Below are 13,919 nucleotides of genomic sequence, written 5' to 3' on the forward strand. Positions count from 1 at the left end.
CTGGGATGGGGCGCCACGGTTATTTTTTCTACGCGGCGACCGCGGCGAAGCTGGCACAGCCGAAATCGCGGGACTGCCTGCAATCTGCCGAACCATTGGCTTCGCGGCTGACGCCGCTCCTACAGAACCCACAGCTGGTTTTCGATAGAGCCCCCCCGAGCATGGCTCGGCTCTACCTGTATTCCGCTATCCACACAGACTGTGTCCTGCTGCATATACAAGCTGTGGATAAGGCCTCGCAGCCCTTGTGCCACGGTCCTCTGCAGAACGTGGTGATATTTTGTCCACGAGCTGTGGGCAAGCCGCTGTAGTGCCGAGCCATGCTCGACAGGGGTCTTTCTGATCCAACCGTGGCACTGTGGGAGCTGCGTCAGCCGCGAAGCTGGCGCAGCAGGGATCGCCGAACTGCCTGCAATCTGTTGAACCATCAGCTTCGCGGCTTACGCCGCTCCTACAAAAAACCACAGCTGGCTTTTCGATAGAGCCCCAGCCGAGCATGGCTCGGCGCTACCTGTATTCCGCTATCCACACAGACTGTGTCCTGCTGCATACACAAGCTGTGGATAAGGCCGCGCAGCCCTTGTGCCACGGCCCTCTGCAAAAAATGGTGATATTTTGTCCATCACTTGTGGACAGGTGGAGGTGAGCCTGCAGGGTGTTCTGCGTACCATGGGCGGGATACCCACATGGCTGTACCTCATGACGACGTTCCCGGAAGACATCTATACCGAACCCACTGCCGATACCGATACGCTGGCCAACCTCGGGCCACTGGCGCCGATGGCCGGCATCTGGATCGGCGAGCGCGGCATGGACGTCAATCCCAAGGCCGATGGCCCCGAGCGGCAGGCTTTCATCGAGCACGTCGAACTGCAGCCGATCGACGCGCAGCCCAATGGCCCGCAATTGTTCTACGGGCTGCGTTATCACACACGCATCCACAAGCCCGGTGAAGTGGAGACCTTCCACGATCAGGTCGGCTACTGGCTGTGGGAGCCGGCGACCGGTACGGTGATCCAGACGCTGACCATTCCGCGTGGGCAGACCGCGATGGCAGTTGGCAAGGCGGCGCCCGATGCGAAGCGCTTCCGCCTGCGCGCCGAGCGCGGCTCAACCACCAATGGCATCAGCTCGAACCCGTTTCTCGAACACGCGTTCCGTACCGAAAGCTACGAGATCGAGGTCACCATCAATGACGACGGCAGCTGGTCCTACGAACAGGAAACGATGCTGGTCATTCCGGACCGCAGCGAGCCGTTCGCGCATACCGACCGCAACACGCTGCGCCGGATCGGCGAGCCAACCCCCAACCCAACCGCGCAGGCCGAAGCGGCCGCGTAGTGCCGAGCCATGCTCGGCAGGGGCTTTACCGGCAATGCAGGCCACTTGTGGGAGCGGTGGCAACCGCGAAGCTGGTGCCAATGAATCGAGCAGGCATGCAGGCCAACTGGATGGATCATCTGCTTCGCGGCTGACGCCGCTCCCGCAAATCCAACAGCTGGTTCTTCGGTAGAGCCCCAGCCGAGCATGGCTCGGCTCTACCCGTATTCCGCTATCCACACAGACTGTGTCCTGCTGCATAGACAAGCTGTGGATAAAGCTCTGCAGCCCTTGCGCTGCAAGCTTCTGCAAAACATGGTGATATTTTGTCCACGACCTGTGGATGGATCCACTGTAGTGCCGAGCCATGCTCGGCAGGGGCTCTACCGATAGAGCGCCGTAGGACAGGCGTCAGCCGCGAAGCTGGCGTCGCTGGAATCACGGGCTTGCCCGCAATCTGCTGGACCATCTGCTTCGCGGCTGACGCCGCTCCTACACAGCTGCGTTTTGTTTGCCGGCCACGCTATCCACACAGGCTGTGCCCTGTGATGGCTACAAGCTGTGGATAAACCTCGGCAAGCCTTGTGCCGCAGCACTCTCGGTCTTCTGGTGATTTTTTGACCAAGGCCAGCCCAGTCAGCTGCCCGCCAAGCTGGCGACGCTACAATGGCCCACCTTTTCCAGACTGGAGCTGTCCATGTCCCGCCAGATCATCAACACCGCCGATGCCCCGGCCGCCATCGGCCCGTACTCGCAGGCCGTGCGCGCCGGCAACACCGTGTATTTCTCCGGCCAGATTCCGTTGGACCCGGCGACCGGTGAAATCGTCGCTGGCGACGTCACCGCGCAGGCCCGTCGCGCCTTCGACAACCTCAAGGCCGTGGCCGAGGAAGCCGGTGGTTCGCTGGACAAGATGGTGCGCCTTGGCCTGTACCTGACCGACCTGGGCGAGTTCGCCAAGGTCAATGCGGTCATGCAGGAGTACTTCCAGGCCCCGTTCCCGGCCCGTTCGACCATCGAAGTGTCGGGCCTGCCGAAGGGCGCCGCGTTCGAAGTCGATGCGATCATGATCATCGACTGATCCGCAACGCGGATCCGGTGGTGAAGCAGATGCCCGGGAAACCGGGCATCTGCGTTTCAGTTTGGCGGCAAACGGGTTCCGCTCGGGGTCTGCCCGGTCCAGCGCTTGAAGGCGCGGCGGAACTCGCGCGCGTCGTTGAAGCCCAGCTGGTTGCCGATCGCGGCAACGGCGAGCTCCGGGTCCTGCAGCAGTTCCAGTGCGCGCTCGGTGCGCACGCGATCGTGCACTTCGCTGAAGCTGGTTTCCTCGTCGGCCAATTGCCGGCGCAGGGTGCGCTCGCTCAGGTGCAGGGCCAGCGCGATTTCGCTCATCTGCGGGTTGTCACGTAGCCGTGGCCGCAGCTGGCGCTCGACCGCAGCAGTGGTTTCGCCGCGCGAGGCCAGCGTTGCCAGTTGCGCGTGGCACATCGATAGCGCCTGCTGCGACGTCACCGGGTTGTAGCTGGCAAACGGCAGCTGCATCCAACGCTGCTCCAATACCAAGGCGTGGCGTGGCTGGTTGAAGCGCAGCTCACAGCGGAACAAGGCCTGGTACTGGCCGATGCAGGCCGGTGCCGGATAGCCCAGTTCCAGCCGCAGCGGGCTGAACGCGTTGCCTGCCAGTTCGCGGCCCAGCATCACGATGCTGGAGAACATCTCCTCGCAGAGGAACTGCAGCAGGTCGTTGGCTTCATCCGGCGCGGTAGCGACGATGGCCAGGCTGTCGCTGCCGCCGTCTTCCAGGGCCAGGCTCATCAGCGGGCCGAGGTTGCGCTGGTAATCCAGCCCTATCCGCACCGCGTCGCCAAACGTGCGTGCGGTCTTCATCGCCAAGCCGAGCAGGCCGAAGTTGCCACCGTTCTGGTTGCCGCCCATGGCCAGGCCGACCCCGTCGATGGGGAAGGTGGGCAGGGCGCGGCGTATCACCTCGATTGCCTGCCGGTAGGAAATGCGGGCACTGGGATCGTTGAGCTGCGCGGCGCTCAATTGCAGCCCATTGAACCAGTTGTCGCTGCTGACGCCGCGTTGCTCGGCCAGCAGCAACAGGCCACAGAGCATGTTGGTTGGAACGTTGGCGATGCTCAGGCGGTCGCCGCCGCTGATCCTGCGATGCATTCAAGCCCCTCCAGCTTGTCCGCTTTGCCCCCCCAAGTATGCCGTTCTTGCCCTTCGCGTGAACACTGCCTGAAGGCCAGACTGCGCCCAACATCTGCCACCGTATGGGAGCACGTCATGCAGCGCAGCATCACCTGGGCGGTTTCCGCCACCTTGGCCGTCATGGTCGTCGGCTGCCAGAAGCAGGCCGAACAGGCACCAAGCGTGGCTGCGGCCGACGGGGCATTCGCGGCTACGCTGCAGGAGCGCCTGCTCGACGCCAAGCCCGGCGACGTGATCGACATCCCGGCCGGTCGCCACCAGTTCGAGCGCAGCCTGAGCCTGCGCGCCGACGGCGTTACCATCCGTGGTGCCGGCATGGACCAGACCGTGCTCAGCTTCAAGGGGCAGAAGGCCGGTGCCGAAGGGCTGCTGGTCAACGGCGACAACTTCACCATCGAGAACCTCACCATCGAGGACTCCAAGGGCGACGGGCTGAAGATCAGCGAGTCGGAGAACATCACCATCCGTGGAGTAAAGGTGCAGTGGACCGGCGGGCCCAGCACCAAGAACGGCGCCTATGGCATCTACCCGGTACTGACCAAAAACGTACTGATCGAGAACACCATTTCCATCGGCGCGTCCGATGCTGGCATCTATGTTGGCCAGTCTGATGGGGTGATCGTGCGCAACAGCCGTGCCGAGCAGAACGTGGCCGGTATCGAAGTCGAGAACACCCGCAACGCCGACGTGTACGACAACGTCGCCACCGGCAACACCGGCGGCATCCTGGTGTTCAACATGCCGGGCCTGTCGCAGCAGGGCGGCAATATCCGCGTGTTCAACAACAAGGTCATCGCCAACAACCACGAGAATTTCGGTGCCAAGGGCACGCCGGTGGCCAGCGTGCCTGCCGGCTCGGGCATCGTCATCAACTCCAACGATGACATCGAGGTATTCGACAACGAGGTGCGTGACAACGCCACCACCAACATCATCGTCTCCAGCGTGTATTCCACCGGCTACAAGGACAGCAGCGCCTCGCCCAATTTTGATCCGTATCCGGAACGCATCTACATCCACAACAACACCTTGTCCGGCGGCGGCGACTCCCCCGACGGACTGGACCTGAAGGCCTTGAAAGTGGCGATGTATGGCCTGACCGGCAACTTCCCGGACGTGCTGTGGGATGGCTACTACAACAAGGAGCGGATGGTGGACGGGGTCAAGCTTGGCCCACAGATCTGCCTGCGCAATGTCAGTGGCGTGGTCAACGCCGATGGTCCTGGCGGTTACAAGAACCCGAGCAAGGACGCCAAGCCATTTGAATGCGATCTGCCGCGCCTGCCGGCCATCGATCTGAAGCGTGGTTGAGGTCCTGGCATGCGCAATCTGATGGTGCGGGTGATCGTGCTGTTCAGCGCCCTGCTGATGCTGGTGGGCTGTGGCAAACCGGCTGCGGTGCATTTCTTCGAGCAGGGCCAGCCGGCGACGCTGGATGAGTGGCATGTGCTGCGCATCCGCGATGGCAAACTGACACTCAATGAAGGCGTCGTACCGTACGACCTGAACACACCGCTGTTCAGCGATTACGCGCACAAGCTGCGCACGGTATGGATGCCGAAGGGTCGGGCCGCCGGCTACCAGCCAGAGCACGCCTTCGACTTCCCGGTCGGCACCATCCTCAGCAAGACCTTCTACTATCCGCTGCCGGCCACCGGTGTCGGTGATGGGACGTCGGTGGCGCGTACGCCGCCGTCGCAGTCCTCGTTGCATGAAGAGAGCCTGGACTTGTCCAAGGTGCGGCTGATCGAGACCCGGCTGCTGGTCCACCGCAAGGAAGGCTGGGTGGCCTTGCCCTATGTCTGGAACCCGCAGCAGACCGAGGCGACCTTGCAACGCACCGGCGCCAGCGTGGATCTGGAGCTGGTTGCCGCGGATGGCTCGCGTGAAGCACTTGCGTACCAGGTGCCGGACCAGAACCAGTGCGGTGGTTGCCATATCACCGACAACCGCTCGCGCAAGCTGCTGCCGATCGGCCCCAAGGCACGCAACCTCAATCGCGATTTCGACTACCTCAGCGGCCACGACAACCAGCTCGCGCATCTGGTCAAACTCGGCTATCTGAAAGACCTGCCTGCACCGGCACAGCTGCCACGCGCGGCCGATGCCACTGATCCCGCCGCGCCGCTGGAGGCGCGTGCACGTGCTTATCTGGACGTGAATTGTGGCCATTGCCATAGCCGCACCGGCCCGGCCATCACCTCCGGCCTGTGGCTGGACGCACCCACCCGGGATCACCTGAAGCTGGGCATGTGCAAGCAGCCGATTGCAGCGGGCAAGGGCACTGGCAACCGCCGCTACGACATCCAGCCGGGTGATGCGGATGCCTCGATCATCGCCTACCGCATGGACAGTGATGACCCTGCGGTGATGATGCCCGAGGTTGGGCGGGCGGTGGTGCACAGCGAAGGCGTGACCTTGATCCGGGAATGGATCAACGCGCTGGAAACAAACTGCGACACGGCTGGCGAAGGCCAGCCCGGCAACACGGGCCCGCCGGCGGTCTGACGCCGGCATACACCTCACTGCGTGGGAGAGAACGCGATGCGAGTGAAGCAACGGAATCTGGTAGTCGGACTGCAGCGGGCCTTGGCCGGGCTGATGGTGGTGGGGGCGGTTGCCCCGGCAATGGCACAGTCGGCGACGGAGGATGCTGCCACCACGCTTGATCGCATCACCGTCACTGCGCAGAGCCGACAGCAGGAAATACAGGATGTACCAATCGCACTGCAGGTAGTCGATCAGAACCTGCTCAACGACGTGGCCGCCGAGAATCTTGGCGACATCGACTCGCTGGTGCCGGGACTGGTGATCAGCGCGGTGCAGCCGACCCAGCCATCGTTCCGGCTGCGCGGCGTGGAGACCGACGACTTCGGTATCGGTACCGATCCGGCCGTAGGCATCTTCGTTGACGGCGTCTACGGCGGGCGAGGCGGCGGCGTACTGCTGCCCTTCGTCGATGTGGAACGCATCGAAGTGCTGAAGGGCCCGCAGGGCACCTTGTTCGGACGCAACACCGCTGCCGGTGCGATCTCGCTGGTGACTCGGCGCCCGCAGGCTGAGACCGAGGCGCGCGCCACCGTGCGCGTCGGCAACTACGGCAAGAAGTACGCCGATGCGATGTGGAACATCCCGACCGGTGACAACTCGGCGCTGCGCTTCAATGCATTGATCAACACCAGTGACGGTTGGTTCCAGGACGGCGCCACCGGCAAGGACCTGGGCGGCGAGAACGTCTGGGCCACCCGCGCAGCCTGGCAGAGCCGCTTCGGCGACAACACCACCGCCTACATCACCTGGGACCACGAAAGCCTGGACCAGAACGGCCGCGTCACCACCGGCATCGTGCCGTTGCCGGTCTATCCGGCGCGGCCGCCAGTACCGGTGGATCCGGACGACTATCTGGACCCGCGCAAGATCAAGACCTACAGCGATGCCGACAATGCCGAGTGGCGCACCTTCGACGGCGTCAGCCTGATCGTCGACCACGCGCTGTCCTGGGGCAATTTCACCTCCACCAGCTCCTGGCGCAAGTACGACTCCACCAACCACACCGAGGAAGACGGCACCAACCGTTTCGACCTGTACGTGGACTCGAAGAACACCGAGAACAACGAGACCTTCTACCAGGAGTTCAAGTTCTCCGGCAGCAATGAACGCTTCGATTGGGTGGCCGGCGCCAGCTACTTCAACGAGGACGCGCGCCAGACCAGCGAGGTCAACACCAATACCGAGGCGGTGGACAACATCATCCGCAACATGGGCGTGGCCTATCAGCTCGGCATTCCCGATGGCAGCCTGTTCAATTTCACTTCGATGCTGGCGCAGATGAACGGCATCCCGATTTCGCTGGTCGGCGAGAAATGGAACGAGCGCTTCAGCAACACGCTGGGCACCACCTCGTACGCCGCCTTCGGTGATGTGATCTGGAAGGCCACCGATCGCCTCAACCTGACCTTCGGCCTGCGTTACACCCGCGACGAGAAGGACTTCACCTGGCTCAACACACCGCGCAACGCGCCCGGCCTCGAAGCCAAGCTCGCTACGCTGGAGGCGCTTGGCTTCTTCCAGGCGCTGGCCGGCATGGGCATCCCGATCACCCGCGAGCTGCTGACCTTCGACATGGCTTTCATCGACCCGCCGGCCATGGTCAACAAGGGCAAGCTGGTGCGCGACAAGAAGAGCTGGAGTGACTGGAGCCCGCGCTTCGTCGTCGACTACCACCTCAATGACGACACCATGGTGTTCGGCTCGCTGGCCAAGGGCTACAAGGCAGGTGGCTTCAACGCGCTGCAGATCGGTCCGGCGTTCGAGAACGAGGATGTGTGGAATCTGGAAGTCGGCCTGAAGCAGAGCTTCGATCGCTTCTCCTACAACGTCTCTGTCTTCCACTACCAGTACGACAACCGGCAGGCGATCCGCCTGATCGATCCGGATCCGAACAATCCGGTCGATATCCCGGTCTATGTATTCGACACCAGCGACCTGCAGGCCACTGGCGTGGACTTTGACATGCGCTGGAAGGTCACCGATGGTCTGACCCTGGATGCGGCGGCCGAATGGATCGATTCCAAGTACAAGAATTACGTGACACCCGAAGGTGTGGATCTTGACGGTGCACCGACCGGCGAACCGCGCTTCACGGCCTCGGCTGGCGCGGTCTACGTCGCCGACCTTGGCGGCAACGGCCAGTTGCGCTTCTCGCTGCGCCACGCCTACCGTGGCGCGCAGCGTTGCAACGCAGGTTCCGACCTGCAGGGTGACTGCGGCATCAGCAAGGTGCTCAACATCGGCGAATCACAGCAGCGCACCGACGTACGCATTGGCTGGACCTCGCCGCTGAAACACTGGAACTGGGCGGTGTACGCCAACAACGTGTTCGACAAGCAGTACGTCCGCGGCCTGAATACCTACGGGCGCGATCCGCTGGGCGTAGTCGGCGCAACCATCACCGATCCCCGCACCTACGGCCTGGAAATGACCGTGAAGTTCTAGCAGAGTCGCCTGCGCAAAGGGCTCCCCTCTCCCGCTTGCGGGAGAGGGGTTGGGGGTGAGGGCCTGCGCGCCACGTACAGTCACCGTAACAAGGCGCCAATCGACAACACCGTGACAAATCAGCACTTGGGGGAGTAGGAAACCCCGGCGTCCAACCACGCCGGGGTTTCTGTTTGCAGCGCATGACGGCATCCTTATGCAATGTCTGCACGCCGTGACCTCGCCACCCTCGATCTTTCCACCGAACCACTGAGCCGCCTGGCCGGGGTCGGGCCACGGGTGGCAGCCAAGCTGGAAGCGCGCGGGCTGACCAGCTTGCAGGACCTGTGGCTGCACCTGCCGCTGCGCTACGAGGACCGCACCACGCTGCTGCCGATCCGCGCCTTGAAGGCGGGCATGGCCGCGCAGGTGGAGGGCAGGGTGGAGGCAGTGGAGCGAGGCTTCCGTTACCGGCCGGTGCTGCGGGTGGCGATCAGCGACGACTCCGGCGCCACCCTGGTGCTGCGTTTCTTCCACTTCCGCGCTGCGCAGGTATCGCGGTTCGCCGTCGGTCGCCGTCTGCGCGCCTATGGCACACCGCGCGCGGGTCAGAATGGGCTGGAGATCGTGCATCCCAGCTATCACGTGCTCGGTGATGGCGAAGACGCCGCGTTGGGCGCGGTACTGGATCCGGTGTACCCGGCAGTGGAGGGCATCGGCCCGGCCAGCCTGCGCAAGTTGATCGGACAGGCACTGGATCGTTTACCCGATGCGGCCGCATTGGAGCTGCTGCCGCCGGCCTTGCTCGCCGGCATGGGCCTGCCGGCGTTGCGCGAAGCCATGCTGACCATGCACCGGCCGCCGGCCGACGCCGATATCGCTGCCCTTGGGGCGGGTACGCATCCGGCGCAGCGCCGCTTGGCGCTGGAGGAACTGCTGGCACACCACCTCAGCCTGCGCCGCCAGCGCATCGCCCTGCAGCAACATCGCGCGCCGTCGCTGCGTGGCCGCGACGGACTGGTCAAAGCCCTGCGCGACTCCTTGCCGTTCAAGCTGACCGGCGCGCAGCAGCGCGTATTCGACGAGATCCGCAAAGACCTGGCCCGCGCCCATCCAATGTTGCGGCTGGTGCAGGGCGACGTCGGCTCGGGCAAGACCGTAGTCGCGGCGTTGGCAGCGATGCTGGCAGTAGAACGCGGCAAACAGGTCGCGCTGGCCGCACCCACCGAGCTGCTGGCCGAGCAGCACCTGAACAACCTGCGCAGCTGGCTGGAACCGCTGGATGTGCGCGTGGCCTGGCTGGCCGGCAAGGTCACCGGCAAGGCCCGCGCCAAGGTGCTGGAGGATGTTGCCAGCGGCCATGCACAGGTGGTGGTGGGCACCCATGCGCTGATGCAGGACAGCGTCGTGTTCAACGATCTGGCACTGGCCATCGTCGATGAGCAGCACCGCTTCGGCGTGCACCAGCGGCTTGCCCTGCGCGACAAGGGCGCAACGGCCGGTGTAGTGCCGCATCAGCTGGTGATGACCGCCACGCCGATCCCGCGCACCTTGGCGATGGCGGCGTATTCGGATCTGGATGTATCGGCCATCGACGAACTGCCGCCCGGTCGCACGCCGGTGCAGACCATCGCCATCAGCGCCGAGCGGCGGCCGGAACTGGTCGAACGCATCCGCATCGCCTGCCAGCAGGGCCGGCAGGTGTATTGGGTCTGCACGCTGATCGAAGAGAGCGAGGAAGACGCCGGCCCCGGCAATGCACGCATGGATGCGCAGGCCGCGCAGACCACCTTCGAGACGCTGTCAGCACAACTGCCTGAGTTGCGCATAGGCCTGGTCCACGGCCGCATGAAGGCGGCGGAGAAGCAGGCGGCGATGCGCGCCTTCAAACAGGCCGAGACCGATCTGCTGGTCGCCACCACGGTGATCGAAGTCGGTGTCGATGTGCCAAACGCCTCGTTGATGATCATCGAGAACGCCGAACGTCTGGGCCTGGCCCAGCTGCACCAGCTGCGCGGCCGCGTCGGCCGTGGTGCAACCGCATCCAGCTGCGTGCTGATGTACCAGGCACCGCTGTCGGCGATGGCACGCGAGCGCCTGGAAACCATGCGGCTGACGTCCGACGGCTTCCTGATCGCCGAGAAGGACCTGGAACTGCGCGGTCCCGGTGAGCTGCTGGGTACCCGCCAGACCGGCCTGGCCGCGTTCCGCGTGGCTGATCTGGCCCGTGATGCGGGTCTGTTGCCGACTGTGCACGATCTGGCCGAACGCCTGCTCAGTGATGCGCCGGAATTGGCTGATCGCATCGTCAACCGCTGGATAGGCGGGGCAGTGCGCTACGCATCGGCCTGATTGCGTGCTTCCACTGTCATGGAGGCCGTGACAGACTCCATGGCCAACCAGAAGTGAAGCAGAAGATGAGCAAGAAGATACCGTTGCTGATTGATACTGATCCGGGCGTGGACGATGCGCTGGCACTGCTGATGGCCTTTGCCGATGAGCGCCACGACGTGGTCGCGCTGACAGTGGCAGCGGGCAACGTCGGCCTCGAATACACCGTGCGCAACGCGCTGAAGCTGTGCGAAGTGGCTGGCCGTGAAGACGTGCCGGTGTTCGCGGGTACCGCCGATCCGCTGGTGTACCCGGCCGAAGACGCCGCGCACGTGCATGGCCGCGACGGTTTTGGCGATGTCGATCTGCCGTTGGCTGCACGCAAGGTGGAGGCCGAACACGCGGCCTTGGCGATCCTGCGCCTGTCGCACCAATATGCAGGCGAATTGCTGCTGGTGGCACTGGGTCCGCTGACCAATATCGCGCTCGCGCTGAAGCTCGACCCAAGCTTGCCGCAGCGCGTGAAGCGCTTCGTGGTGATGGGCGGCGCGATCACTGGGCACGGCAACATCACCCCGGCCGCCGAGTTCAATATCGCCTTCGATCCGGAATCGGCGCATATCGTCTTCACCTCGTTCCCGTTCATCGAAGTCGCAGACTGGGAGGCCACCATCGCCCACGGTCTGCTGCACCGTGATGTCGAACAGTGGCTTGCTGCAGATACCGACAAGGCGCGTTTCTACGAGCTGATCTCACGCCAGACCCGGCTGTGGTCGGAAGACAGCCGCGGCGAGCGCTGGTATGCCGCCGATGCGCTGGCGATGGCCTGGGCGCTGCAGCCGGAGGGCGGCAAGGTGGTTGAGCAACGGCCGCTGTCGATCGAACTGACCGGCACCCGTACCCGTGGTGCCACCATCGTCGACTGGAACCGCCAGACCGGTGTGCCGGACAATACGGCGCTGCTGATCGGCTACGACCAGGCCCGCTTCGAGGCCCAGGTGCGTGGGGCGCTGCTGGGCCAGTAATGGCCCCGGGGAATGGTTCAGTAAGCACGACTTGCCTGTTGCGGCAAGCCGTGCTTATAATGGCCGTCTTGACCACCAGCCCACACGGTGCGAGCCCATGAAGGCCGATATCCATCCTGATTACCACAACGTCGTTTTCCACGACGTGACCTCTGATTTCAAGTTCCTGACCCGTTCGACCATGTCCTCCAAGGAAACGGTCAAGTGGGAAGACGGCGAAGAGTATCCGCTCGTCAAGGTTGAAATTTCCTCGGCTTCGCACCCGTTCTACACGGGCAAGCACAAGGTTATCGATACCAGCGGCCGCATCGACAAGTTCCAGAAGCGCTACGCGCGCTGATCGAACTGTTGTTGCTGCACAGACAACGGCCGCGCTCTGCGCGGCCGTTGTTTTGTCTTGCGTGTCGTACGGCTGAACCCTTGCGGAATCGGGCGGTTGTGCCAGTGCGACGCTGTGTCGCGCGGAAACTCCGGCTATAAGACTTTTGTCTTCGCAAACTGCAAATGCTGCTGTGCGATAATCGTCGGAACCGCAGTGGAAAACTGCGGAATTCCTTCACGCGCCTGCCCGCACCCCTTTCGTCAGGACAGGCGCCTTCCACTTGAGGAGCGCACACTGTGTCCGATCTTGATCAGGTCACGCTCAACGCCGGCGACAAGTCGGTCGTTCTGCCTGTCGTCAAACCCGTCCTGGGCAATAACTGTGTCGATATCTCGAAGCTGACCAAGGAAACCGGTCTCTTCACCTACGACTCGGGCTACACCGCCACCGCCAGCTGCAAGTCGGCCATCACCTACATCGATGGCGACAACGGCGTGCTGTTGTATCGCGGCTATCCGATCGAGCAGCTGGCCGCCAAGTCCAGCTTCGTCGAAGTGGCTTACCTGCTGATCAATGGCGATCGTCCGAGCGCCGACCAGCTGAAGGCTTTCGAAGCCGAACTGACCGCTGAAGCCGGCGTTGATGAATCCATCAACACCTTGATCGGCAGCTTCGCCAAGGACGCACATCCGATGGCGATCCTGACTGCCTCGATCGCGCAGTTGTCGGCCAAGTACCACGCCTCGCTGGACCTGGAAGATGCCGAGCAGCGCCGCCAGGCAGCAGTGCGTCTGATCGCCAAGGTGCCGACCCTGTCGGCGCTGATCTACCGTCACGGCGCTGGCCTGCCGGCCAACAAGCCGGACACCTCGCTGGACTACGTCAGCCGCTTCCTGAAGCAGACCTTCGAGTCGGCTGATGGCAAGTACGACCTGAACAAGGACGTGGTCAAGGCACTGGACCTGCTGTTCATCCTGCATGCCGACCACGAGCAGAACGCCTCGACCTCGACCGTGCGTCTGGTCGGCTCCACCGGCGCCAACCCGTATGCATCGGTCGCCGCTGGCGTCACCGCGCTGTGGGGCCCGGCACATGGCGGCGCCAACGAAGCCGTGCTGAAGATGCTGGAAGAGATCGGTTCGGCCGACAACGTCGAGTCCGCCGTGGTCAAGGCCAAGGACAAGACCTCGGGCTTCCGCCTGATGGGCTTCGGTCACCGCGTGTACAAGAACTTCGATCCGCGCGCCAAGGTCATCGGTGAGATGACCAAGCAGGTGCTGGGTCAGCTCGGCGTGCAGGATCCGCTGCTCGACGTTGCCGTCAAGCTGGAGCAGGCTGCGCTGCAGGACGAGTACTTCGTTGCCCGCAAGCTGTATCCGAACGTCGACTTCTACAGCGGCATCATCTACAAGGCACTGAACATCCCGACCGAGATGTTCACCGTCATGTTCGCGCTGGGCCGTACCGCTGGTTGGGTATCGCATTGGCTGGAACAGCAGGTTGATCCGGAAATGAAGATCGGCCGTCCGCGCCAGGTCTACACCGGCCACGACGTGCGCGACTACAAGTAATGGCAACGGCGCAGCAGTGCGCCGCTTCCATCACGACAAAAACCCCGCTTCGGCGGGGTTTTTGTTTGTGCGCCACTCCTGCAAAAACAGGGGTGTCCTGTAGTGCCGAGCCATGCTCGGCAGAGGCTTTACCGGGAATGCCTTTGCCGAGCATGGCTC

Annotated in this window: 10 protein-coding genes; 9 read left to right on the plus strand and 1 reads right to left on the minus strand. The window is 63.5% G+C overall.

What is annotated here, in order from left to right:
* The first annotated feature begins 699 nt into the window (after positions 1 to 699).
* Together QMX78_RS15635 and QMX78_RS15640 are read left to right on the plus strand one after the other, a co-directional pair.
* On the plus strand, positions 700 to 1,341 hold the full coding sequence (locus tag QMX78_RS15635; RefSeq protein WP_282271213.1) for a heme-binding beta-barrel domain-containing protein: 642 nt from the start codon (positions 700 to 702) through the stop codon (positions 1,339 to 1,341).
* Positions 1,342 to 2,017: 676 nt separating this feature from the next.
* Entirely contained in the window at positions 2,018 to 2,401 is a 384-nt protein-coding gene (locus QMX78_RS15640) for a RidA family protein (RefSeq protein ID WP_282271215.1), read from the plus strand.
* Positions 2,402 to 2,457: 56 nt separating this feature from the next.
* Here QMX78_RS15640 and QMX78_RS15645 read toward each other — a convergent pair whose 3' ends face one another.
* Entirely contained in the window at positions 2,458 to 3,495 is a 1,038-nt protein-coding gene (locus QMX78_RS15645; protein ID WP_282271217.1) for an AraC family transcriptional regulator, read from the minus strand.
* A 117-nt stretch (positions 3,496 to 3,612) separates the two neighbouring features.
* Here QMX78_RS15645 and QMX78_RS15650 point away from each other — a divergent pair, with 117 nt between their 5' ends.
* The 7 genes from QMX78_RS15650 to QMX78_RS15680 all read left to right on the plus strand — a co-directional run bounded on the left by QMX78_RS15650 (position 3,613) and on the right by QMX78_RS15680 (position 13,760).
* Positions 3,613 to 4,848: a parallel beta-helix domain-containing protein gene (locus tag QMX78_RS15650; protein ID WP_282271219.1), complete on the plus strand. Its 1,236-nt coding sequence runs from the start codon at positions 3,613 to 3,615 to the stop codon at positions 4,846 to 4,848.
* A 9-nt stretch (positions 4,849 to 4,857) separates the two neighbouring features.
* Positions 4,858 to 6,045 (plus strand): SO2930 family diheme c-type cytochrome, encoded by a 1,188-nt coding sequence (locus QMX78_RS15655; RefSeq protein WP_282271221.1) that lies wholly within the window; start codon positions 4,858 to 4,860, stop codon positions 6,043 to 6,045.
* A gap of 42 nt (positions 6,046 to 6,087) precedes the next feature.
* Positions 6,088 to 8,532: a TonB-dependent receptor gene (locus tag QMX78_RS15660; protein WP_282271223.1), complete on the plus strand. Its 2,445-nt coding sequence runs from the start codon at positions 6,088 to 6,090 to the stop codon at positions 8,530 to 8,532.
* Between the two features lie 201 nt (positions 8,533 to 8,733).
* Entirely contained in the window at positions 8,734 to 10,863 is a 2,130-nt protein-coding gene (recG, locus tag QMX78_RS15665; protein ID WP_282271225.1) for an ATP-dependent DNA helicase RecG, read from the plus strand.
* 65 nt (positions 10,864 to 10,928) lie between these two features.
* A complete protein-coding gene (locus QMX78_RS15670) occupies positions 10,929 to 11,867 on the plus strand; it encodes a nucleoside hydrolase (protein WP_282271227.1) in 939 nt (312 codons plus the stop codon).
* 97 nt (positions 11,868 to 11,964) lie between these two features.
* Positions 11,965 to 12,207, plus strand: a complete 243-nt coding sequence (locus tag QMX78_RS15675; protein WP_054657059.1) for a type B 50S ribosomal protein L31 — start codon at positions 11,965 to 11,967, stop codon at positions 12,205 to 12,207.
* Between the two features lie 278 nt (positions 12,208 to 12,485).
* Entirely contained in the window at positions 12,486 to 13,760 is a 1,275-nt protein-coding gene (locus tag QMX78_RS15680; RefSeq protein WP_282271232.1) for a citrate synthase, read from the plus strand.
* Positions 13,761 to 13,919 lie beyond the last annotated feature (159 nt).

It is taken from the genome of Stenotrophomonas sp. PS02298 (assembly GCF_029959445.1).
In the GTDB taxonomy this organism is placed as follows: Bacteria; Pseudomonadota; Gammaproteobacteria; order Xanthomonadales; family Xanthomonadaceae; genus Stenotrophomonas.

What these genes read in the sequence shown, in the direction of transcription:
- QMX78_RS15635 (WP_282271213.1), top strand. Translation starts at nt 700, where the DNA reads ATGACGACGTTCCCGGAAGACATCTATACCGAACCCACTGCCGATACC.
- QMX78_RS15640 (WP_282271215.1), top strand. Translation starts at nt 2,018, where the DNA reads ATGTCCCGCCAGATCATCAACACCGCCGATGCCCCGGCCGCCATCGGC.
- QMX78_RS15645 (WP_282271217.1), bottom strand. Translation starts at nt 3,495, where the DNA reads ATGCATCGCAGGATCAGCGGCGGCGACCGCCTGAGCATCGCCAACGTT.
- QMX78_RS15650 (WP_282271219.1), top strand. Translation starts at nt 3,613, where the DNA reads ATGCAGCGCAGCATCACCTGGGCGGTTTCCGCCACCTTGGCCGTCATG.
- QMX78_RS15655 (WP_282271221.1), top strand. Translation starts at nt 4,858, where the DNA reads ATGCGCAATCTGATGGTGCGGGTGATCGTGCTGTTCAGCGCCCTGCTG.
- recG (WP_282271225.1), top strand. Translation starts at nt 8,734, where the DNA reads ATGTCTGCACGCCGTGACCTCGCCACCCTCGATCTTTCCACCGAACCA.
- QMX78_RS15670 (WP_282271227.1), top strand. Translation starts at nt 10,929, where the DNA reads ATGAGCAAGAAGATACCGTTGCTGATTGATACTGATCCGGGCGTGGAC.
- QMX78_RS15675 (WP_054657059.1), top strand. Translation starts at nt 11,965, where the DNA reads ATGAAGGCCGATATCCATCCTGATTACCACAACGTCGTTTTCCACGAC.